Annotated in this window: 16 protein-coding genes; 10 read left to right on the top strand and 6 right to left on the bottom strand. The window is 43.4% G+C overall.

The genetic code is table 11. The annotated features are described in order from the left end of the window. Positions 1-13: 13 nt before the first annotated feature. From ACN6MV_RS08960 to ACN6MV_RS08980, 5 genes are all read right to left on the bottom strand, one after another. Positions 14-775, bottom strand: a complete 762-nt coding sequence (locus ACN6MV_RS08960; RefSeq protein ID WP_076121812.1) for a response regulator transcription factor — start codon at positions 773-775, stop codon at positions 14-16. Positions 776-777: 2 nt separating this feature from the next. Continuing rightward, on the bottom strand, positions 778-2517 hold the full coding sequence (locus ACN6MV_RS08965) for a sensor histidine kinase (RefSeq protein ID WP_375102385.1): 1740 nt from the start codon (positions 2515-2517) through the stop codon (positions 778-780). 187 nt (positions 2518-2704) lie between these two features. Continuing rightward, positions 2705-4210, bottom strand: a complete 1506-nt coding sequence (locus ACN6MV_RS08970) for an ABC transporter substrate-binding protein (protein ID WP_042125767.1) — start codon at positions 4208-4210, stop codon at positions 2705-2707. Positions 4211-4302: 92 nt separating this feature from the next. Continuing rightward, positions 4303-5232 (bottom strand): carbohydrate ABC transporter permease, encoded by a 930-nt coding sequence (locus ACN6MV_RS08975; protein WP_042125769.1) that lies wholly within the window; start codon positions 5230-5232, stop codon positions 4303-4305. An 11-nt stretch (positions 5233-5243) separates the two neighbouring features. Then, complete coding sequence (locus ACN6MV_RS08980; RefSeq protein WP_042125771.1) at positions 5244-6194, bottom strand: ABC transporter permease; 951 nt, start codon at positions 6192-6194, stop codon at positions 5244-5246. A gap of 497 nt (positions 6195-6691) precedes the next feature. Between ACN6MV_RS08980 and ACN6MV_RS08985 the strand changes: the two genes are divergently transcribed. Genes ACN6MV_RS08985 through ACN6MV_RS08995 form a run of 3 tightly spaced genes read left to right on the top strand, consistent with a single transcriptional unit; the run spans position 6692 to position 10213 of the window. Continuing rightward, on the top strand, positions 6692-7639 hold the full coding sequence (locus ACN6MV_RS08985; protein WP_419886730.1) for an ABC transporter permease: 948 nt from the start codon (positions 6692-6694) through the stop codon (positions 7637-7639). A 16-nt stretch (positions 7640-7655) separates the two neighbouring features. Continuing rightward, positions 7656-8564, top strand: a complete 909-nt coding sequence (locus ACN6MV_RS08990; RefSeq protein ID WP_042125774.1) for a carbohydrate ABC transporter permease — start codon at positions 7656-7658, stop codon at positions 8562-8564. Between the two features lie 35 nt (positions 8565-8599). Then, a complete protein-coding gene (locus ACN6MV_RS08995; protein WP_419886177.1) occupies positions 8600-10213 on the top strand; it encodes an extracellular solute-binding protein in 1614 nt (537 codons plus the stop codon). A gap of 93 nt (positions 10214-10306) precedes the next feature. Here ACN6MV_RS08995 and ACN6MV_RS09000 read toward each other — a convergent pair whose 3' ends face one another. Beyond that, on the bottom strand, positions 10307-12568 hold the full coding sequence (locus ACN6MV_RS09000; RefSeq protein ID WP_419886178.1) for a helix-turn-helix domain-containing protein: 2262 nt from the start codon (positions 12566-12568) through the stop codon (positions 10307-10309). A gap of 213 nt (positions 12569-12781) precedes the next feature. Here ACN6MV_RS09000 and ACN6MV_RS09005 point away from each other — a divergent pair, with 213 nt between their 5' ends. The 7 genes from ACN6MV_RS09005 to ACN6MV_RS09035 all read left to right on the top strand — a co-directional run bounded on the left by ACN6MV_RS09005 (position 12782) and on the right by ACN6MV_RS09035 (position 23829). Beyond that, complete coding sequence (locus ACN6MV_RS09005; RefSeq protein WP_419886179.1) at positions 12782-14170, top strand: alpha-L-fucosidase; 1389 nt, start codon at positions 12782-12784, stop codon at positions 14168-14170. Positions 14171-14197: 27 nt separating this feature from the next. Beyond that, positions 14198-15484 carry an alpha-L-fucosidase gene (locus ACN6MV_RS09010; RefSeq protein ID WP_419886180.1) on the top strand — a complete coding sequence of 429 codons (1287 nt, stop codon included), beginning with the start codon at positions 14198-14200 and terminating at the stop codon, positions 15482-15484. A gap of 29 nt (positions 15485-15513) precedes the next feature. After that, positions 15514-16542: a carbohydrate-binding family 9-like protein gene (locus tag ACN6MV_RS09015; protein WP_419886181.1), complete on the top strand. Its 1029-nt coding sequence runs from the start codon at positions 15514-15516 to the stop codon at positions 16540-16542. 6 nt (positions 16543-16548) lie between these two features. Further along, positions 16549-19116: a transglutaminase domain-containing protein gene (locus tag ACN6MV_RS09020; RefSeq protein WP_419886182.1), complete on the top strand. Its 2568-nt coding sequence runs from the start codon at positions 16549-16551 to the stop codon at positions 19114-19116. A gap of 4 nt (positions 19117-19120) precedes the next feature. After that, positions 19121-20164, top strand: a complete 1044-nt coding sequence (locus ACN6MV_RS09025; RefSeq protein ID WP_419886183.1) for a glycoside hydrolase family 18 protein — start codon at positions 19121-19123, stop codon at positions 20162-20164. 174 nt (positions 20165-20338) lie between these two features. After that, the gene (locus ACN6MV_RS09030) at positions 20339-21331 is read left to right on the top strand and encodes a glycoside hydrolase family 130 protein (RefSeq protein WP_042125790.1); all 993 of its coding nucleotides are present in this window, start codon (positions 20339-20341) and stop codon (positions 21329-21331) included. A gap of 53 nt (positions 21332-21384) precedes the next feature. Continuing rightward, positions 21385-23829 (top strand): glycoside hydrolase, encoded by a 2445-nt coding sequence (locus tag ACN6MV_RS09035; protein ID WP_419886184.1) that lies wholly within the window; start codon positions 21385-21387, stop codon positions 23827-23829. Positions 23830-23844: the final 15 nt, after the last annotated feature.

Consider the following 23844-nt stretch of genomic DNA (forward strand, 5'->3'; position numbering starts at 1 on the left):
ATGTATATCCAGCTTAACTTTTCATCCGTAAACTTGAGGGAGATGTACCAAAATGATTTTGAAATTGTGTATAAAAATAATTCAGGTTGTTATAACCAACTGAAAGGGCAATCCAGTGTATTTTCTCATTAGTCGTTTGGATGAGCTCTTGTGCACGATGCATGCGATAGCTCATTAGATACTCTGAGAACTTCATACTTGTTTCTTTAATGAAGATTTGTCCAAGATAGGTACTGTTCATTTGAAAGCGGTCTGCGACGGATTTTAACGAAATATTATGAGCGAATTCTGTTTTAATCATAATTAATATACGATTGACCAGCTTGGATAAGGCATCGTAATGAATCCCCAATACTGGATCAATACTCATAGAGTCCGCATTCACATCTCTAATCGTGCCATGTAAATCTTCGATAATTATTTTTTCAATGACCTCCTGCAGCTTGATTCGGTCCACAGGCTTTAACAGGTAATCCTTCACTCCGCAACGAATGGCTTGCTGGGCATATTGAAAGTCACTATAGCCGCTTATAATAATATATTTGGTTGGAAGGTTCACTTCATTTAGCTTTTGGATCGCATCATACCCTAGATTTTTGCCGATACACACATCAATAATAGCAATGTCAGGAATTAGATCTACGGCTTTAAATACAGCATCTTCAGTGGAGTCACTTGTTTCGATTTGTTTGAATCCGTAGTGCTCCCAATCCAGAATACGTTTCATACCTTCCAAAATCTGAGGTTCATCATCCACAATCAAAAGTTTGTACATATCTAATCACCTCTTTTAGAAATCTGTACAGAGATTTTGACACCAGCTTCATCATTGTTTTCAATGCTAATCGAGAAATCCTCTTGATAGAAAAATTGTAGTCGGGCATAGACATTATATAATCCAATGCTTTTGGTGGTTTGGTCATTATTACTCGAAAGGGTTCGCCTGATAGCAGTTAGCCGTTCTTCATCAATTCGTACTCCGTTGTCAATGAAATCCAGCCTATAGTAGTTCTCATCTTCCCAGCCTGACACGATAAATAAATTAAATTCTTTATTGATATTAAACCCATGGACAAAGAAATTTTCTGCCAAGGGCTGCATCCAGAACTTCACAGTAGGGAGAGCTAGAATAGAATCTTCAACATCCATTTGATAAAAAAAGTGCTCAGGATATTTAAACTCCATTATTTGCAGGTACTTCCGCAACAGTTCCAGTTCGCTACCAATTGAAATGATATTTTCTTTCTTAACAATTTCTCTATATAACGCTCCCAGCGTTGCAATCGCGTCTGCGGTAGGCTCATTCTGATGAACCAATGCAGTAGATCGAATGACTTCTAAGGTGTTATAAAGAAAATGAGGATTGATTTGATGTTGAAGCGCTTTCATTTCTGCTTCCTGCTGTTTTAGCTTAAGCAAGTATTCGTTCCGAATATATTTGTCTAATTGGTGTATCATATCGTCGACTTCGCGAGCAATCATACCATATTCATTCATACGATAACGTGCAGGCTTATTTGGGGTGAAGTCGGCAGTTTTCGCACGTTTGATTGATTGTATAATACGGTGAAGAAATCGTGAGTCATCACGAAGATTGTAGACTACGAGCAGCAGTACACAGATCATAGCGGTAAAGACGATCATAAAAATATTGAGCAAAACCGTGCTATGCTGACGTATAAGTGCAGCCAAGTCTACTGTACTAACCAATTGATAATTATATTTGGTGGATGAAAAGGTAACAAAGAAAATGGGAATATATCCTTTATTTACGATAAAGCCGTGATTTTTATTATTCGCAACCGCTTGTTGGGTGATTTCATCAGTCATGGATTCATTGTTACCAATAATGAATATCTCCCCGGTAGAGTTAATTACAGCCGCATTACCGAGTTGATAATTATTTACGATACTGAATATTCGCTTGCTGCTGATCTGAAAGCGGATTTCCCCTGCTTCCGTAGCACTTTGATTTAGTTTTTTGTGAGAGACGAAGCCCTTCTGTATACTTTCATCGAAAATTTCGTTTGTATTTGGAACGCCAAACTGGAAGCTAGGAATTCCAAAACTATTAAAATAAATAACATTTCCGTAATCCTTAGTATGAACGCTGATTTGAGTTATATCTCCCTGTGCCCAGCTGTAAAGATAAGTTTTAGTATCCTCAGGAAAAGAGAGTAGTGCTTGTGATGAATAAGGGCTATTCTCCAATCTTTTAGTCAGATACCCTTCAACGGAAGGGCTCATAAAATAACGGACGTCATTCATCAGATCATGATTGGAATACAATCTTTGCATGTAAGCTTCAATCCGATCGGCATCATTCTGAAAGTTGTTCTCAATACGGGAAAAGGCATTCGCAGCTTCAATCCGCGCGTTACCGATCCATTGATTAACAAGTATAGCGCTGGTCATAGTACCCAGTGTTACCCCGATGGTTACAATAAAAATCAGGTAAGCCCAGAATTTATTGCGATATATCTTAATATGAAAAAAAGAACTCCTCCAAAACCTCATTTGTAATGCCCCCTAAGGTCAGACACATAATATAGAGGAATAAGTCTCTCGTTGCTGTGGTTGAGAGAGCATATAATTCATTGTAAATATATATGAAGCGTACCTTTAGTTCAAATAAATTTTTTAGAGGAGTAAAGGAAAACACATGGTATATCAGCGCTGATATACCATGTGCGTTCGATAAGGGTTACTTAAAGTAATTGTTGATTTGTTCTTGAGCCACTTGCATAATTTTGTCCATTCCGGCATTTTTCAGCTCAGACAGCAATTTAGGGATTACCTTCTCAGGATCAGAAGCGCCTGTGAGCAATTCATATCTATATTTATCATATACAGCTTGGCAGTTCGCAACCTCAGTCTGCAGCTCGCCAATATCCAGTGCGAATCCCAATATGCTGGAAGATGCTGCTTGCTCGTTCAATTTTTTTACTTGTTCCCACTGGTCTAGAGGAGCCCCTTTCGTAACCGCAAGATTGAAGAAGGTGCCTTGGGAGTATGCTGCTAAAGGCCAGGTATCGCTGATACGCTCGATTGATTTCTCTCCGTCAATGCTCTTATAATCGACGCCTAATTCACCAAACGCAAGCATATTTCGTAATTTTGGATCTGTATTCACTAATTGCAAATATTTCATAGCTTCCACTTTGTATTTGGAATTTGCCGAGATTACATTCATCGAGCCTTGAATTGTACTAGTTGTATACAAAGGACCAAAAATTTGCGTCATGACGTATTTGTCAATCCCTGCGGTGATTTGCCAGCCAGCTTCTGCACCAGGGAAGGCTTGTGCGGAGAAGAACGCTCTGTATTTGTCGCCTTCAGTTTTAGTTGGTGCATCCGGGTTAACAATACCATCTTTATACCACTGATGCAGCAGCTTTAAGTTAGTCATCACTTCCGGTTGTTCAAACACGGACACGACTTTCCGGGAAGCATCCTCCACGTTAACTCCAATAGGATTGAAACCTAAAGTCATATCATCATAATTATTTAAAATGCCTGGGAAGCCTTCGCCTTGGATCAACTGCAACGGGTAGAAGCTCTTGCCTTCACCAGCTTTCATATCATGGAACGGTTTGTCTAAATCTTGCATCGTTTTAATGTTTTGGTAATCGATATTATATTTTTGTACAAGCTTGTCATCGAACACCCAATATTGAGTTAATGAAGAATCCTTATACGTCGGTACAGCGAAATATTTTCCACCAATTTTCACACCATCCCATACTTTGGTAGGGATAGACTTGTAAAGTTCAGGAGCTTCACTTTGTACAAGATCTGTAATGTCAGCGAACGCTCCCATAGCGACCTGTTTACTGTACTTTGTATTGTTGGTAAACATCATATCAAAGGGTTCACCCGTATTCACAATGGTGTTGATTTTTGTATCCCATTCGCCCCAGCTAGCCACCTTAATATCCACTTTGACACCGATTTTCTCAGCGGTGTATTCGTTCATCTGCTCAACTGCTTTACTAAAGTTCTCAGGAACCTGTCCGCCGATCAGCCACCATACCAATGTAGGAATTTCTTTGGTGGTTGGTGCATCAGTAGCCGTCGTACCACTCTCGCTTTCATTGGTTGCTGTGGATGCTGGCTTCGAATTCGAGTTCGAGTTGCCACATGCAGCAAGCAGGGACAGCATTAATGCGAGAATACATAATGTTGAGGCGAACTTGAGGGTGTTCTTCACTTTAACTCCTCCTAGTGTTGAATGATGAAATGTACCGTAGTAAAAGTACGGTTATCTATCATAAACCAAGCTGGGCTTGGCTTATTTCGGAACTAGCCTTTGACTGCGCCAATGGTAAGGCCGGTAATAAAGTATCTCTGGAAGAAGGGATATGCGCAGGCAACAGGCAACACGATGAGAATAGCAACTGCCATGCGGGCAGATTCCTTGGGCATTGTTGCGACAAGCTCAGCGAAGCTGATCCCCATACTTATGGAGTTTCTGGCGAGCGCATCAGCATTGGACATCAAGCTGTTAAGCAGCGCTTGGAGCGAATACAGATTCTGATTATCGATATACAGCATCGATTGAAACCAGTCGTTCCAGTAACCGAAGCAAAGGAACAGTCCAATCGTAGCTAGTACAGGCAATGAGATGGGGAGGATGATTGAGAAGAAGGTGCGAAACTGACTAGCCCCGTCAATTTCAGCAGATTCGGTTAAGCCATCAGGGATTGTGCTCCTAAAAAAGGTTTTACAAATAATAACGTTAAACGATGATACTGCGAGCGGCAGAATGAGTGCCCAAACACTGTTTTTGAGTCCCAAGAAATTTGTGTTGATAAAGTAACTGGATACAAGACCACCGTTAAATACCATCGGGATAAATACAACCCAGGTGAGGAAGTTCTTTAGCTTGTAACCAGGACGTGAAATGACGTATCCCATCGTTGTGGTGAGCAGCACGCCAAGTACAGTACCTACGACTGTTACAAGCAGGGATACACCTAGCGCACGCAGAATCATCGTTCCCTGTTTGGCGATATAAGCGTATGCGTCTGCGGAAAGTGCGGTTGGAAGAATGCTGTATCCCGTTTCACGAATATAGGACTCATCGGTAAGCGAGATGGATAACACGACGATCACAGGCACAACGCAGGCAATTGCCATCAGAATAAAAATTAGGGTGAACAAAGCATTGATGCCGTTACTTGTGCGGTTGAATTTCTCCAAGCCAGATTGATAGGTGGGTGTCTTTGCCATTGTCTCTCCTCCTAGATCATTGCACTGTCAGAATCGATTTTTTTAACGATCCAGTTAGCACTCAGGATTGTAATACAGCCCAGCATCGATTGGACGAAAGCGGCAGCGGATGCCATTCCTACAGTGGCGGTTTTTAGCTGTTTATAAACTAGGACATCAACTGTTGTGGCCACATTGTAGAGGGAGTTGGAGTCGCGTGTGACCTGATAGAACAGTCCGAAATCCGTGTAGAAAATACGACCTACTGACAGGATGAACATCATGACAATGACCAGCTTTAGCATGGGTAAGGTAATGAAGCGTGTCTGCTGCCAGATGGAAGCTCCATCAATAACTGCCGCCTCATAATAGGTGCTGTCGATTCCTGTAATGGTTGCCAGATAAATAATCATGCCATAACCTATGCTCTTCCAGATGTTTAAAAAGATAAGAATGTAGGGCCAATATTGCGGTTCCATATACCAATTCACAGCATCATGCCCAAGGCTGGCAAGAAATTGATTGAGGATGCCTTTATCAAAGCTGAAGAAGGCCCAACCTACAGCAGAGACGACTACCCATGACAGAAAGTAGGGCAGAAACATCATGGTCTGATAAACCTTGCTTGCTTTGCGGCTATGCAGCAGGCTGATCATAATGGCGAACATTACTGGTAACACGATGCCAAGAATAATGAAGATGATGTTATACCCTATCGTGTTGCGAAGAATGATCCAGGCATCATTGGATTTGAATAAGAATTCAAAGTTTTTGAAGCCGACCCAAGAACTATTTAGTACGTTGCTAATAAAGTTGCCGCTTATTTTGAAATTTTTAAAAGCGATAACCATACCGAACATCGGTAAGAAAGAAAATAAGATATACCAGATCAATGTCGGCAAGGCGAGCAGGGTTAACTCGGAATCTTGCTTTCGCCAGTGTATGCGCTTTCTAGATTTGCTCCGCTCAAGTTTAGTGCTCATATCATCCGCTCCTTCATGTGTTTCATACATGCTGCCTTTGTAACCGCTTTCCCTAAATTAATTTTATAGAAGTACGATGAGAGGCTTCCAGTTAAGAAACATGATACTTCAGTCAACAAACGTTAGATTCAGGATGAATTTCCTTTAAAAACGCAAAAAAAACATGTGCTATGGAGATTTATACACATTGCCTCTTTGAGCAGCTTTGGCATTGTAATGCAACGGAATTATGGGCGAAAAGCGCAAGAATGACACACTTCTAGAACATCAACATAGCGGTGAAACGTAAATCATCCCGCAGTACAACACGAAATTCTTGATAAGCGAGAATGACATATTTACGATTTGCTCGATTCTATATAGTGTAAATGTAAGCGCTAGCATTAATGCGATTGATAACAATTCGATAGATAATGATGCTCACTCGATGATCTGAATGTTCTCATCATTACCTATAAGGAGGGGATGTCGCGATGCATGAAACAGGAAGCGTACATATGCGAACTGTGAATTCAGCACCGAAAGAAAAGCGTAAGGGCAGAAACGAGACATGGAAGAAGATTTGTCAGAATTGGGAGCTTTACATTTTTATCGCACCCGCATTCTTTTACTTCCTCATTTTCAGCTATGGACCGATGTATGGGATTCAGATTGCTTTTAAGAACTACATTCCGTCAAAGGGCTATTTTGGCAGTGAATGGGTAGGCCTTGATCATTTCATTCGATTTTTTAACTCGTACTATTTCTGGGATTTGCTGTGGAACACGCTCAGTATTAGCTTGTATGAATTAGCCATTGGATTCCCAATCCCAATTATTCTGGCGCTTGCGTTTAACGAAGTGAAGGATGGCTTCTTCAAGCGACTTGTTCAGACCGTTACGTATGCACCTCATTTCATTTCTGTCGTTGTTATGGCGGGGATGATTATTACCTTCTTGTCTCCATCGAACGGTATGATTATTCATGCCATTGAAGGTTTAGGCTTTAGTGCACCGCAGTTTCTGACAAGTCCTGGTTGGTTTAAGACGATGTATGTATTCTCAGGCGTGTGGCAGAGTGCGGGTTGGGGGACGATTATTTATTTGGCGGCTCTCTCGGGTGTAGACCCAGGCTTGCATGAAGCGGCAATCATTGACGGGGCCACTCGCTTTCAACGTGTTCGCCACATCAATATACCAGCGCTTATACCGACCATGACCATTCTATTAATTCTGAATATGGGTGGCTTGTTAAGTGTAGGTTTTGAGAAAATATTACTTCTGCAAAATTCGTTAAATATGTCAAGCTCTGATGTGATTTCAACCTTTGTCTATCGATCTGGTCTTGTCGATGCGCAATATAGCTTCTCAACAGCTGTTGGTTTATTTAACTCCATTGTCAATTGCATCCTGCTCATTACGGTGAATCAGATTGTCCGCCGTACGAGCGAGAACAGTCTATGGTAGAAGGAGGTTGGAATTTATGGTATCAGGTATAAAGCTATCTAAACGAGACCGAATATTCCTAATTTGCATCTATACGTATGTGGCAATTGCATTGCTGTTAGTCGCATATCCCATCTTATATATTATTAGCGCATCCATCAGTGATCCGAAGATGGTTGCTTCCGGTGAAATGTGGCTCTTTCCAAAAGGAATTACCTTTAAGGGGTATGAGATTGTATTTCAGAACTCGAAGATTTGGACGGGGTATGGAAATACGATTTTGTATACATTGATAGGCACAACGATTAACTTGGTCGTTACGATGCCAGCGGCATATGCACTCAGTCGTAAGGACTTTGTAGGCCGTGGGTTTTTCATGGGGATGTTCATGGTAACGATGTTCATTGGAGGCGGTCTCGTCCCTACATACATGTTGGTAAAAGGGCTAGGCATGGTCAACACGATGTGGGCACTGGTAATTCCTGGCGCAGCGTCAATCTGGAATATTATCGTCTCTCGTACCTTCTTCGCGAACTCCATTCCAGCTGAGCTTCAAGATGCGGCTCAAATCGATGGCGCGACGAATATTCGATTATTCCTGCGGATTGTTCTCCCGTTATCGATGCCAATTATCGCAGTGATGGCCTTATTCTACGGGGTAGGGCATTGGAACAGCTATTTCGGCGCCATGATCTACCTCAATGATGATGCGAAATATCCATTGCAGCTTGTGCTTCGTCAGATTCTCGTTCTTCAGGAAATGCAATCTCAAGTAGGTGGCATTATCGATGCGACAGCTGCAGCAGCCCAGAACAACAAGGCGGAAATTGCTTCACTTGTGAAGTATGGGGTCATTATCGTATCTACACTTCCGATTATTGCTGTCTATCCATTCTTGCAACGTTATTTCGTGCAAGGTGTCATGATTGGCTCTGTTAAGGGTTGATCTTAAGATACAAGTAAAAAAGGGGAGGTTTTTGTATGACGAATTATCGTAAAACTGGACTCATGTTGTTATGTCTTTCCATGTCAATTTCTATTTTTACTGCATGTGGATCGAGTAGCGATAAGGGGACGGCAAGCACAGAAAGCTCAGACACAGCCGCAGAGGTTCATAAGACGGGCTTTCCTATCGTGGATAATCCGATTGAGCTTTCTATTATGGCACCGGATGTAGGGCGTCAGGATTGGAACAAGATGCCTGTTATTCAGGAATACGAGAAGATGACGAATATTAAGTTAAAGATTCAAAACGCCCCACAAGACAGCTTTGAGACGAAAAAGAACTTGGTATTTGCAAGCGGTACACTTCCCGATATTTTCTATGCGGCGGATCTAAAAGGATCGGATCAAGTTACCTACGGAAGTCAAGGATTGTTGCTGCCTTTAGAAAAATACATTGATGAGGGCTACGCACCTAATTTAAAAAAAATTCTCGATGCAAATCCGGATATTCGCAAATCAATGACAACACCAGATGGACATATCTATGCACTACGCAATATTCAGCCATCTGCGGTATGGTATCGTGGACCGATGTGGTATAACGGGAAGTTCCTGAAGAAGTTCGGCATGGAAAACAAATTACCGCAGACAACAGAAGAGCTATACAACTATTTGAAGAAGGTTAAAGAGGAAGATGCGAACGGAAACGGTAAAGACGATGAGGTTCCTCTATCCTCTGTGAAATTAGATGATTTACGGATGTTCTTCCTCGGATTCTGGGGGATGTATAACGAGGATATCTACGTAGATAAGGAGAATAAAGTACACTTTCCACAAGCTGAACCAGCCTACAAAGAATATTTAACCTTCTTGAATCGCTTATGGAACGAGAATTTGCTGGATCATGAAACATTCTCTCAAACAGATGAGCAGAAGAAAGCAAAAGGAAAAAACAATCAAGTGGCTTTATTCTCCGATTATTTCCCATACTTCACGCTTGGTGGTGAACCGAGTGAAGATAACCCGATGATGCAGCCTGTATCTAGTGATATTGCTGGAACACCTGTATACGGCAAGCATCCTGGTATTAACACCATTGGCGGTTTCGCGATTTCAAACACTAACCCGAACCCGGAAGCAAGTATGCGCTGGATTGATTACCAATTTAGCGAAGAAGGGTATTCGTTCTGGGCGTATGGACCTGAAGGTACGTTATTTAAATACAAAGATAAAGCAACAGGCGAGAAAGAATGGCTGCCAGTTCCAGATGGTACGGATCGTGAAGAATACCGCGGTACAATCACGCCAAACTACGGGATTAATACACCAGGTTCCTATGAGAACAGCTATGTTTTAGGTCTTCGTACTAGCTTTGATGACTGGATTGACAAAGAAACAGCTACAAAGCTTACGCCTATTGCAAAGGCTCCCTTCCCATCGGTATTCCTGACGGTAGACCAACAGACGGAAATCAAAACACTCCGTTCCGATTTGGATAAATACGTGAAGGAAATGGAAGCGAAATTCGTTACAGGTGCAGAGCCATTATCCAATTGGGACAAATATATCGCTCAAATGAAAAAAATGGGGTATGAGAAGCTCGAATCAACGTATCAACAAGCATACGATACATGGGCTGCTAGCAAATAATTTGTGAAGCTTATACATTCTCATATTTTGAAAAACTTCCCGGTCATGCTAGGCATGACCGGGAAGTTATGATAATCCCTAAGCGAGGAAGGATTATACGGTATCGTTAGGCTCAGTATTGGGATGATTATTATTCATCTGTCGATACTGGCCCGGGGTATAACCGGTTTCCTTTTTGAATTTTCGAATAAAGTTTGGTGTGTCGAGGTAGCCGACGCGCTGGATAATATCTTTTAACGGATCACTTGTTATTACGAGCTGTTCCTTGACCTTATCTAATCGTTTTTGCCAAATATATTGGACGAAGTTGATGCCGACCTTATCCTTGAATGAACGACTGAGATGGGAAGGTGAAATCGTAAACGCAGCAGAAACAGATTCAAGGCTAAGTGAATGATCTTCATAGTGCTGGTCGATAAAAGCAACGATATGATCCATGAGTGAATGTTCTTCTTTTTTATGCGTCTGCTCTACCTGTGTACAAATCTGAGTGGCTAAACGGTAGAAATTCTGCTCTATAAGATGGACGGGACCATTCATGAAATGGGGAGAAGCAGACTGCATCATGTTATCCATTTTTAGCTCAGCTGCAGTTTTGAGCATGGTATTCAACAGGTCGAACAGTACGCATCGCATCAGCAGGGTAGATCGTTGTTTATTATCAAGCCCATGGATGGCTGTGTGAATAATTTGTTTGGCGACTTCGTAGTTGCCCTGCTTCAAGCTTTGTGCAAGCTTTAATAGCTCGTTACTAGGGAGTAACACCGTTTGATCATGGGCACTGGATAGCTTTTCAAAATACACGGTGGTTCCATGCTCGGTCGATTTACGCAATTCGAAGGCGGAGCAAGCCTCAACAAAGGATTGATTAAGCTGCTGAGGGCTCTCATAACATTTGCCTACACCGATCATCGGGTGGATATCCATTATGCCTAACGTATATTCACGGATCGCATCCACGATCTGAACGATTTGTACAGCGAGTGCCTCATCATCTTCGAGCTGTAAGCTCACAATGAGTGCGAGCTGATCCAATTGCGGGAGCTCTACACCGTATATTTGTGCAGCAAGCGCTGGAAATTCAATATACGCAAGCTTGCGATGTACTTCTTGTCGCGCCTGAAGATGCTGCTGTTCTAAGTCATCCCAGCCCATCATCATGACAAAATGATGACTTTGGTCGAAGTGCAGATGAAAGGTATCGAATATTCCATGCGTCATCATTTGTGCATGACCATGCTTTAATAGCATGGAGAGAACATGGTTGCGTGCATAGGGCTCTTGGAGATCAACCTTGGAGCTATACTGCTGTAATGTTGTTCGTATATACTCGAGCTCATTTCCGGAGGCCGGTGTATCTGTTTTTTTGTTCGTGAAGCGAACGAGCTCAGCAATCGGAAGATATTGCATCCGAGCGAATAATAGAGCGATGGCCGTTCCTACAATGGCGATCACAATGAATAAAATAATGATGAAGCTCCGAACATTAAGTACGCTACTGAAAAATTGATTACTCGCCATTAAAGTCACATATGACCAGCCATTGACATCCGATGTGACGGAAATAACCGAATGATCTTCATTGTTTATCGATAGATTATGTATGCCGGGTGGAAGCTCTGATAACCGTTGGATATCCTGCTGGCGAGCTGTATCTCCATGGCCACTATAGGACAAAACACGTCCATGATTATCAAAAATATACGTTAATCCTCGATAGTTACCGAGAACGGAATCGATCAGATATGCCAACTCTTTCTCTTTAATAAGGTACATGACAGAAGCATATGGATCTGAGGTGTTCGGAATGATCGGGAGGATATAGGTTAATACAGATTTCTCGAGTGGTGAATTTTGATTCAGCATGTTCGTAAGTCGAATGGATGGAAATTTGGACGTGTTTAAAGCAGTCACAAGTTCATCATTCATCCAGCTTCCAAACTGATAGGAGCTACGAAATACATCCAGGCTATACATGCCATGGTTGGAATAAATATTAGGGTCATGATGGTAGTACAGAAATATATCCTCCACAATGGAATTGGAAGATTTGTAGCTATCTAGTGCCGCTATCGCGTCACGACTTTCATAAGGATCCAGTATGCGATAATGAGCGAGACGAGCGTCGTATGACATCCGTGACGCCATATCTCTTAAATCATTCATGCGTCCATCCACCACCGTTTTAATTTGGGTGAGCTGATTAAAGTGAGCATTTTCAATCTCTTTTTGTAAATTATCGGTAGCATTTCGGTAAATGAAAACGATTACAAATATAAGCGGAATAAGAAGGATAAGTAGATACGAACCAGTGAATTTCAGAAACAATTTCGATTTGAAATAGTTATAGTTCAAAGTGTTTTCCCCCTTTTTATGGCGTATACATGGAGATGTTCCTATCAAGCTATGAATACAGCAGGTATAGATCGGTGCTTGAATCCTTATTTATATTCCATAATAGGATGTTTATAGCGGATAGTTATTTTTATGTCAAATGTTTTTTTGAAAATATATCATACTAAATCAATAGAATCGCAGCCTCAGAAGAGCTGCAAGGAGGTCGTGCAAATGAGTGATGCTAATGTTGTCGAGGAGCAAATTGTTGTTGAAGGAGTTCACAATTACAGCACAGAGGAGGAGTACGTTAAGCCGGAGGATTCGCAGCTATTAGATCAGCTGGAGTGGTTCAAGGATCAGAAGCTGGGCTTGATGATGCACTGGGGACCTTATTCGCAGCTTGGACTTGTTGAATCGTGGGCGCTTAGTGATAAAGATGGAGATTGGTCACGGGACGATATTGATTGGGGGGTTGATTCGACGGAACTGAAGCGGCAATATTTCGGGCTGAATAAAACCTTTAATCCGCTCCGTTTTGAGCCTGAGAAGTGGGCAGAGGTTGCTGCAGAAGGTGGCTTCAAATATTTAAATTTCACAACGAAGCATCACGATGGCTTCTGTATGTGGGATACGCAGACAACAGATTATCGCATCACGGGTAAGGATTGTCCTTTCCATGCACATAAGTACGCGGATATTTGTAAGAACGTATTTGATGCTTTTCGGGCCAAGGGACTTGGGATCTCTGCCTACTTCTCCAAAGCGGATTGGCACACACCAACATACTGGGCTCCAGGTATGGAGACGGGGACGTTCATGAATCGAGGTCCTTCGTATCCAACACAAGATTATCCTTGGCTATGGGAGCAATTCGTACAGTACACACATGATCAGATCATGGAATTGATGACGAAATATGGCCGGATTGAAATGCTCTGGTTGGATGCGGGGTGGGTGTGTCCACAGAATAAGAATAATCCACAGGATATTCGGTTGGGTGAAGTGGTGGAGAAGGCACGTCAGCATCAGCCATGGCTACTAAGTGCAGATCGTACCGTTGGCGGACCTTATGAGAATGTCGTTACACCAGAGCAAACGTTGCCCGCGCGTCCCCTGCATATCCCATGGGAAAGCTGTATTACGATGGGGACTGCGTTCTCTTATCGGTATGAGGATCATTACAAGACGACACGTCAATTAATTCATTTGCTCGTTGAAGTTGTAGCCAAAGGTGGTAACCTGGCACTTAATGTCGCACCACAACCAGATGGCCGCTTGTCAAGAGCAGCGATGGATCGGATGAAAGGAATGGGCAGTTGGCTCAAAGTCCATGGTGAGGCGATTTATGGAACACGCATATGTGCGCCATACTCCGTTGGAAATACACATTTCACAAAAAAAGACGATGTCATCTATGCTATCCATCTGTACTCAAAAGAGCAGGAACTCGTGATCAGTGAGATTTGTATTCCACTCGAGCAGGCTGTGACGCAAATAGATCTTGTTGGCGGACAAGAAAATCTAACATTCGAACGAACAACAACGGGATTGATCGTTCATTTACCAGAGAGCGAGCTTACGGGAATTGCCCCAATTGCACATGTGTTTCGCATAAAATAACGAGTTGAACTATGGGAGGAAGAGCCGATGCAACAATGGTTTACGGACGCAAAGCTAGGAATTTTCATTCACTATGGGATTTATGCGGTACAAGGCGTTGCAGAATCATGGTCTTTCTATAACGGGAGAATGTCTTATGAGGACTATATGAAGCAATTAAATGGTTTTACAGCCTCTAATTTTGATGCGAAGTATTGGGCAGATCTGATTGCGAAGTCAGGAGCCAAGTATTCTGTTCTAACGACGAAGCATCATGACGGGGTAGCATTATTTGATACGAAGTTCAGTGATTTGAGCGTTATGAAGGCAACACCTGCCAAGAGAGATATTATTAAGGAGTGGTCTGAGGCGATTCGAGATCAGGGTCTTCGCGTAGGGATGTATTACTCCCTCATTGACTGGTCTCATCCTGATTATCCTTCAGTCTATGAGAATGGTGTCGTACCAGATGATTTGAGACATGTAAATCGTTATTCAAGTCCGATGGATGGTGTCCAAGATCCAGAGCGATGGGAGAAATTTTTGGCATTTAACCGTAATCAACTAGGAGAAGTGTTAACAGATTATGGTCAGGTTGATCTGTTATGGTTCGATGGAGATTGGGAACGAAGCGCAGAGCAGTGGGGATTGCCAGCATTCAAAGATTATTTAAAATCATTTAATCCTGACCTTATTATAAACTCACGCTTGCAAGGGTATGGGGATTATAAGACTCCCGAGCAAGGTCTTCCCATTACGCGCCCGGAAGGGCCGTGGGAATTCTGCACGACGATAAATACATCCTGGGGTTATGTGCATACAGACCACAATTATAAATCATTGAATCAAATGATCCGAATGTTCTGTGACTGTATCAGCATGGGCGGGAATATGCTGTTAGATATTGGGCCCATGGAGGATGGAACGATTGATCCTAGGCAGGAAGCGATCTTACTGGGATTAGGTGATTGGATACGTACACATGAAGAAGCCATCTTTGGAACACAAGAGGGTATTATGACACGCTACTATCTGGGTGGCAGTACATTGTCTCCAGATAAGAAGAACTTGTACCTCTTCGTTTACGATACGCCGAAGGAGAACATTTGCCTCAAAGGGCTGTGTAATCCCATTAGAAAGATTACGGTGCTTCACTCAGGCAAGGAGCTCACCCATGAAATTCACGGTGGTGTGCCATGGTTTCACATACCAGGTACAACTTGGATTCAGATAACACCTGAAGATATGCATGAACAAGTGACGGTACTTAAATTGGAATTCGATGAAGAAATTGAGATGTACGGCGGTTCAGGTGCAGTTGTAACGCACAACTAAAGTACATTAACCGATAAAGGAGCATTCTTATGGTAAATCGAAGTGGAGTACCAGAGCCATACATTGTTTCATACGCCCCGAAACATTATCTGTGCAGACGAGCGACGGAGTCGCTTGTCTTGGATGGGAAGCTAGATAAGCCCTTTTGGCAGCATGCAGCATGGACAGAAAAGTTTGTTGATATTGAAGGGGATTTTCGTCCGATGCCAGGAAAGGATACGAGGGTAAAGATGCTATGGGATGATGAGTATTTTTACTTTGGTGCAGAGCTGATGGAAGATCAGATCTGGGGAACGCTGACAGAACGTGATTCCGTTATTTTTTACGATAATGATTTTGAAATTTTTATAGATCCAACAGGAGATTCCCATCAATATTACGAGTTTGAGATTAACGCCTTGAACACGGTATGGGACTTACTTCTTGTGAAACCTTATCGTGACGGAGGTCCTCCAATTAACGGTTGGGATATCCAAGGCTTGAAGACGGCTGTTCATATCGAAGGTGAGTTAAATAACCCGTACGCTGACAATCGGAAATGGACGGTTGAAGTTGCTATACCATGGAATAGTTTAAAAGAATGTGCTACGGATCGACGATCACCTTACGCTGGGGAGTTTTGGCGTGTTAATTTTTCACGTGTTGAATGGCGGACCGAGGTTGTCGATGGCAAGTATCGTAAGCTTCTCAACCCCGACACAGGGAAACCTTATCCTGAGGATAATTGGGTGTGGTCACCACAAGGAATCATTAATATGCATTATCCAGAACGGTGGGGCTATGTTGTATTCGTGAATGAAGCGGGTCCATATCACTTCGACATCCCTCGGGATGAACATATCAAATGGGAATTACGGAAGCTCTATTATCGTGAGCGGAACTATTACGAAACACATGGCATGTTCACAGCCCATTTTAATGCTTTGTGTAAAGAAGATACATGGACCATAGAACCGAACATTGAAACGACGACTAAAACTTTTATTATATCTGCACCAACATCAGATGAGACTTCCCGTCTTTACATTCGCGAGGATGGGTTTATCTGGAAGGAGTAATCAGATATGGAACAGATTGAACGTAAGTTTCAGGAGAAGAAGAGTTTGGCCCAGGCACGTGCAACGCAGTTATTTCAAATCTTTGAACAGGACTTGACAGAAGAAGAAATAATTGCACTTAAGTATCTCTATGCGTACATGCCAGTGAATGATTTGGCGGATTACAATGGTGTGCTTTTCTTGAATCATGTGAGAACGACACTAAAGATTCGCCGAGATATGCCATGGCAAGTCCCGGATCATATATTTTTACATTTCGTACTGCCCTACCGTGTTAATACCGAAAACATTGAAGAACACCGCCAAATTCTTCATGAACAATTAGCAGAACGAACTAGTAAGTTGTCCATGACGGAAGCCATTCTGGAGACAAATTACTGGTGTCATGAGGTAGCAACGTATATTGGGAGCGATTTGCGGACGATTTCACCATTATCGATGATTCGAAATGCACGCGGTCGTTGCGGTGAAGAATCCACACTAGCTGTGGTAGCCCTTCGCAGTATAGGTATACCTGCACGTCAAGTGTATACGCCACGTTGGGCACATTGTGATGATAACCACGCATGGGTGGAGGCATGGGCAGACGGTGAATGGTATTTTATTGGGGCTTGTGAGCCGGAAGCCCGTCCTAATCAAGGATGGTTTGGACCTCCAGCGCGTAGAGCAATGTTAATTAACACGCGTATTCTTGCTAATTATCAAGGTCCAGAAGATATTACGCTTGCAGATGAGTGGTTCACTGAAATTAATGTATTGGAAAATTACGCATCCACGCGGGCAATTACGATTCATGTGAAAGATGAATTCGGACAGTCTGTGCAGGATGCAGAAGTACAGTTCCAAGTGTATAACATGGCGGAATTTTTCCCGATTGCCATCCTTCCTACCAATGCTCAAGGAGAAGCAACTTTCAAAACAGGTCTCGGTGACCTCATGATTCGTGCGGCAAAGGGTGGTACTTGGGGGGAACTGAAAATTTCAGTGGCGGACAGTGAATGCGTTGAGCTTGTACTGAATCAAGAAAATCAGCCCGCTGCAGGAACGATGGCCGATTATGATATGGTTCCACCTCCAGCGTGTGAAGGTGAGGTAATAGAGGAACTGTCTGAAATTCGTATCCAGCGACATAATGAACGTTTGGAGGAAGGGATCTCAATCCGTGCGAAATATGAAGCGACTTTTGTGACAGAAGAAGCAGCGAGGAAGCTCGGGGAAACACTGGGTCTCCCGGAAGATCGTGTATGGGCAGTGCTTCAGAAGGCACGTGGTAACAGTGTAGAGATAGCTGCATTTCTGGAGGCAGCCACATCCGTGTATGGAGAATGGGCTTTACGGTTATTGGAATGTAGTAATGACAAGGATTTAATTGACACATTTATTCCTACTCTTACAGATCATGTGGCTGGTGCGCTTGCTGTACGTGGTGAGCTCACAGAGGAAGTGTTCGTTCCCTACATTCTGCGTCCTCGTGTTCACTACGAGATGATTACACCGTATCGTACATTTTTCCAACAAGCTTTCACTTCGGATGAAGTGGCATTGTTCCGTAAGGACCCAACGAAGCTGGTTCAATTCATAGATGAAACGTGGGATATATGGACAGACCTTCCGAATCTAAAAGGGAAGGGAACGGCAGTGGGTACCTTTCAATTGCGCGTAGGCGATCGCAGTTCCCTGGATATCATGTTCGTATCCATTTGTCGTAGTTTAGGAATCCCAGCGCGAATTCATCCCATTGAATCCAAGCCGCAATTTATGGTGGATCATATTTTCGTGGATGCTCAATTTACCAAAGGCGTTGTTGGAGGGGGGATAGAATTAGCGAATGGCACTCTCATACTTCAGCGTGATCAGGGTGCAGGGACAGTCCAACCAACGGCTTCATACTATGAGAATTTCACATTAGCTCGGCTGGAGAACGGTTTTTATAAAACCTTATGTTACCCGCATGGCGCAAATGACCTATATGATACACCACTTGAGGTTGAGCAGGGAGTATACCGTCTGACGACAGGCGTACGATTAAAAGATGGTACTGTGCTTATCAAGTTCACTTATTTTCATATTGCAGAAGGGGAAGAGACGAAGCTGGTCATGAAATATCGTCAATCTACATTGGAAATTCCAGTGTACGGCAAGGTGGAACGACTCAAGCAGCTGACCTCATGGGCAGGAGTAGAACAGACTTTCGCAGATCTTATTGGTGGAAAGGGCGCCTATGTCGCTTGGCTGGAGCCGGAACGAGAGCCTTCAAAGCATTTACTTCGTGAACTCTCTGAGTTGAAGCAGGAGTTCAATGCGCTAGGTGCTCCCATCATTCTTATTATTGGTGATAAGCAATGGGCAGCTTCGTTTCATCCCGAGGACTATCCAGATCTTCCTGCAAATGCAGTGTTTGTACGTGATTCAACGTATAATCTATTGCCCGAATTATTTGCATCGTCCCAAGCGAGTGAAGCGGGCTTCCCGCATCTTATCATTGTGGACCGTGAAGATCAGATTCGTTACATGTCATCAGGATATAAGATTGCAGCGAGCAAGGAAGTGATTCAAATCTTAACAAGGGTGTGAAAGGATGGATCAACAGATGATTGTAGCAGGCTACATGAGTGATTCCAAACTATCTGAGTTATCGGGTGACCACTTGATGAAGTTAACGCATCTCAACGTTGCATTTGGTTATGTGAAAGATGATCAGATTACAACAGCACATTTGAAATGCACAAACCAGCTACAAGAGATGAAAGCGATGTATCCGAATCTGACGCTGATGCTCTCCGTAGGCGGATGGGGGAATGGGGGCTTCTCTGAGGCTGCCTCTACCGAAGAAGGACGTCAGAAATTTGCAGCGTCGGCTGTGCAAGTGGTAACAGATTTCCCGTTCGATGGAATCGATTTGGATTGGGAATATCCTTGTTACAGTGAAGCGGATATTAAATCGTCGCCGGATGATAAATACAATTTCACACTGCTATTAAAGGCGATTCGAGATGCACTGGATGTGAAAGGTACAGCGGATAGCAGGCATTACTTGCTTACAATTGCGGCAGGTGCTGATCAGTATTATATTGATGGCACCGAGATGGATCAAGTACAGCAATATTTGGATTTTATACAGCTGATGACCTACGATATGCGTGGCGGTTTCCAGATTCTAACGGGACATCATACGAATTTATTTCATACGACAGGAGATTTGTATCGTATCAGTACAGAGGCATCGGTGAATATGTTCATTCAGGCAGGCGTTCCCCGAGAGAAAATCGTCATTGGCGTGGCGTTCTATTCCCGAATGTGGAAGCAGGTGCCGGATAAGAATCATGGATTTCTACAAATGGCGGGCACAACGGGTGGCTATGGCCCAGAATATACAGAGCTGTTTGCTAATTACATCAATCAGAATGGCTACACACGACATTGGGACGATGAGGCCAGAGCACCGTTTTTATTTAATGGAGACACGTTTATTTCCTACGATGACGTGGATTCGATCACACATAAATGTGAGTATGTCAAACGTGAAAAACTTGCGGGTGCCATGTTCTGGGAATATAGCTGTGATAAGACACACACGTTGCTTGATGCACTGTATGCAGGCTTATATGAGAGCGTGAAGTGAGCTACCTGTTCAATTAGTTAAGAAACATGATACTTCAGTCAACAAACGTTAGATTCAGGATAAATTCCCTTTTAATGCGCTTTATTATGAATTAAAGTAGGGGTGAAAGTAGGGTTAGATATCCTGAAAAAGTTGTTGCAGATCACAATTGTATACATGGAAGGAGTTTATGAAATGAGCAAAATAATTGGTGAAGCACTATCAAATATTCCTTGGCAGGATAAGCCGAGTGGCTATAACGCTCCAGTGTGGCGGTATACCCATAATCCGATTATTCAGCGAGATGCACAGTTAAACTCGAACAGTATTTTTAATTCCGCGGTGATTCCTTTTGAAGAGGGATATGCAGGGGTATTCCGTTGTGACTCCAGATCTGTAAGTATGGACATATTCGCTGGCTTCAGTCAGGACGGGCTTCAATGGGAGATTAATGAGAATCCGATCCACTTCGAAGGCGACGAATATGTAACAAAGCGGGAGTATCGTTACGATCCACGCGTCTGCAAAATCGAGGATAAATATTATGTTTCTTGGTGTAATGGATACCATGGTCCTACAATTGGTCTCGCATATACGTATGATTTCAAAACCTTTCACCAATTAGAAAATGCTTTCCTGCCATACAACCGGAATGGTGTATTATTTCCGCGCAAAATAAATGGCAAATATGCCATGTTAAGCCGCCCAAGTGATACGGGGCATACACCATTTGGAGATATCTTTTTTAGTGAGAGCCCTGACCTGACGTACTGGGGAAAGCATCGTTACGTGATGGGTACGATCAATTCGGACGCTTCTGCATGGCAATCGAAGAAAATTGGTCCAGGGCCGATCCCAATTGAAACAGATCGTGGATGGTTGTTGATCTATCATGGTGTAATAAATACGTGTAACGGGTTCGTATATCGGATGGGTGTTGCTTTATTAGATTTGTATGAGCCATGGAAGGTGTTAGCACGTTCACGAAATTATATTCTCGGACCTGAGACATTGTATGAGTGTGTAGGAGATGTGCCGAATGTCACCTTCCCTTGCGCAGCACTTTCGGATGGCGATACAGGCCGAATTGCAATTTACTATGGCTGTGCTGATACCGTAACAGGCGTAGCCTTCACAACTGTGGATGAGTTGTTCGACTATATGGATAAGTATCCGCTCCAGAATTAGTAGAGAAGGCGAAGCGTCGTGGCAAGTATAAATAACCATAGGGAGAGATCGCAATGTCCGCCAAAAGACCTTGGAAGATATACGCAATTCATCATTCTCATACAGATATCGGGTATACAGAGCGTCAAGAGAAAATTCAGCAATATCATGTCAATTTCATTCGCCAGGTCCTGCATATTTTACGGGAAAGCAAATCGGGACGTCATCCGGAATGGCAAGGCTTTAAGTGGGTCTGTGAGACATTTTGGCCGATTGAAACTTTCCTGAAGCAGGCGACAGAGCAAGAGAAGATAGAGTTCGCTGAAGGCGTGAGACAGGGAGCAATCGGGTTGTCGGGGACTTATCTAAATATGACAGAATTAATTGGTAAAGAGCTGTTCCAATCGATGATTGCGCGGGTGTGTGATTACGGACAGTCCATTCAAATTCCTGTAACATCGGCAATGACAGCAGATATTAACGGTTTTAGCTGGGGATATGGTCAGGTATTGCTGGATGCTGGGATTCAGAACCTGTCCACCTGTATTCATACGCATCATGGAATGTTTCCTTGCTGGAAGAAGCAGCAGCCGTTCTGGTGGGAGATGCCTTCAGGGGATCGCCTGTTGACGTGGAGCGGAGAGCATTATGTGTTCGGAAATGATCTGGGGCTGGTACCTGGCATGGGTGGAAAATATACAATTAAAGATGAATTCGATATGAGCAAGGGCGCGGATTTTGAAATAGCTGAACAACGGATCGGGCGTTATATCGATCGTCTGACAGAGGATGGCTATGCATTTGATTTCTTTCCAGCGATGTTCTCAGGCTTGCCTACGGATAATAACCCGCCAAATGCGGCGGCAATAGAGTTTATCCAACAATGGAACACCAAGCATGGGGACCGGATTTTAATTCAAATGGCAACGCTAGATGACTTCTTTGCAGAAGTCCGTGCCCATGCAGCACAGCGCCCGGAAGATATTCCTGTCTATCGCGGAGATTGGCCAGATTGGTGGACGGATGGGGTTGGCTCGACACCAAAGCATGTACAAGTATTCCGTGAGGCGCAGCGGGTGTACCAGAAGGTAAGAAGACTAGATCCTAATTATGACATCATTTCCCCGGAAGCTATTAAGGAAATGGAATATCAATTAACGATGTTCGCTGAGCACACATGGGGCTATCATTCTTCCATTTCGGAGCCTTGGAACCCGTTTGTTCAGGAGCTGGGCTTGCGTAAGGAGGCATTTGCTGCAAATGCGAGCACCGCTGCACATCGCGCATTGTACGAAATCCTTGAAGCCAAGGGAGATGCACTGCTTGCACCGGGTCGGCCGATGAAGTTCAAAATTTGCAATCCTTACAGCTATGTTCAGGAGGATCATGCTCATCTTATTCTTGAGGGTTGGTATTACGAGCAGATTAAAGAAGGGTTTGAGGTGCGTGATTTCAATACAGGTGAGGTGCTCTCATCTCAACTGCGTCTTGCGCATCGCGGGGTTATTGTAACCATTCCGGTCATGCTGGAGCCTCAGGAAGAAAAAGTGCTTCATATCGTAGCGGTTAAGCCAACAATCAAAACCGCATATATGAACGATTATGTGGCATCGGATCGTGTATTGGATTTGGATGTTACCCATGAAGTAAAGGACTTCCATGTGACATCCACATATGCTGAAACACCATTTGTACGTATTGAATGGAAGAAGGGTGAAGGAATCACCTCTTGGAAGGATAAGGAGACTGGACAGGAGCTGCTACGTGCAGACCGGAACCATCATGCATTCACACCGGTATATGATGTTACGCCAGCCACAAAGGTGGTCGAAATGACGGAGGTTCGTCGTCTTATGGGCCGTAATCGGAAAGGTCCGAATGCGATTGTATCTACAGGTGTGTTGACAAGTGCAGAAATTGTTGGACAGGGAGAGCTTTATAGCATGATTCAATTGACCTATGAAGTCTCCGGTTGTGAGCATTATTCCTTATTCTTAACCGTGTATGCGGATCGTCCTCGTGTCGACGTGTCGGTACGGATGCATAAGGAAAGTGTATGGAAGCCTGAGAATTTGTATATTTCACTTCCGTTTGGCGGCGCATTGACAACCTCTACGCAGGAGCTGTGGGTAGATAAGATGGATGCACTAACTCGTCTGCGCAAGGATCAATTACCAGGCAGCTTGGCCGATTATACGGCTGTTGGCGAAGGTGCTGCATACATTTCAAAGGAGCAAGGTATTGTGATTGCGATGCCAGACACTCCGTTGATTCAAGTGGGTGCTTTAGAGCATAAATATCGTCTACTTAATGGCGATGCAAGACTGGAACAGGACCCTGCGCACTTGTACGCCTGGGTGATGAATAACTATTGGGAAACCAACTTTGCAGCTACGCTTGGCGGCTTCTATGAATTCCGCTATTACATTACATGGGGGGAGAAGTTTAACAACCCTGAAGTATCGTTCGACATGTGTCGGGGGATGAATGCCGGAATCCTGGCGTGGAGACAATTCTAGTTCATGTGAACGGGA

The sequence above is a fragment of the Paenibacillus sp. B-A-8 genome (genome assembly GCF_048572915.1).
In the GTDB taxonomy this organism is placed as follows: Bacteria; Bacillota; Bacilli; order Paenibacillales; family Paenibacillaceae; genus Paenibacillus_AQ.

Coding starts and splice junctions, on each gene's coding strand:
- ACN6MV_RS08960 (WP_076121812.1), bottom strand. CDS start 775: ATGTACAAACTTTTGATTGTGGATGATGAACCTCAGATTTTGGAAGGT.
- ACN6MV_RS08965 (WP_375102385.1), bottom strand. CDS start 2,517: ATGAGGTTTTGGAGGAGTTCTTTTTTTCATATTAAGATATATCGCAAT.
- ACN6MV_RS08975 (WP_042125769.1), bottom strand. CDS start 5,232: ATGGCAAAGACACCCACCTATCAATCTGGCTTGGAGAAATTCAACCGC.
- ACN6MV_RS08980 (WP_042125771.1), bottom strand. CDS start 6,194: ATGAGCACTAAACTTGAGCGGAGCAAATCTAGAAAGCGCATACACTGG.
- ACN6MV_RS08985 (WP_419886730.1), top strand. CDS start 6,692: ATGCGAACTGTGAATTCAGCACCGAAAGAAAAGCGTAAGGGCAGAAAC.
- ACN6MV_RS08990 (WP_042125774.1), top strand. CDS start 7,656: ATGGTATCAGGTATAAAGCTATCTAAACGAGACCGAATATTCCTAATT.
- ACN6MV_RS08995 (WP_419886177.1), top strand. CDS start 8,600: ATGACGAATTATCGTAAAACTGGACTCATGTTGTTATGTCTTTCCATG.
- ACN6MV_RS09005 (WP_419886179.1), top strand. CDS start 12,782: ATGAGTGATGCTAATGTTGTCGAGGAGCAAATTGTTGTTGAAGGAGTT.
- ACN6MV_RS09010 (WP_419886180.1), top strand. CDS start 14,198: ATGCAACAATGGTTTACGGACGCAAAGCTAGGAATTTTCATTCACTAT.
- ACN6MV_RS09015 (WP_419886181.1), top strand. CDS start 15,514: ATGGTAAATCGAAGTGGAGTACCAGAGCCATACATTGTTTCATACGCC.
- ACN6MV_RS09020 (WP_419886182.1), top strand. CDS start 16,549: ATGGAACAGATTGAACGTAAGTTTCAGGAGAAGAAGAGTTTGGCCCAG.
- ACN6MV_RS09025 (WP_419886183.1), top strand. CDS start 19,121: ATGGATCAACAGATGATTGTAGCAGGCTACATGAGTGATTCCAAACTA.
- ACN6MV_RS09030 (WP_042125790.1), top strand. CDS start 20,339: ATGAGCAAAATAATTGGTGAAGCACTATCAAATATTCCTTGGCAGGAT.
- ACN6MV_RS09035 (WP_419886184.1), top strand. CDS start 21,385: ATGTCCGCCAAAAGACCTTGGAAGATATACGCAATTCATCATTCTCAT.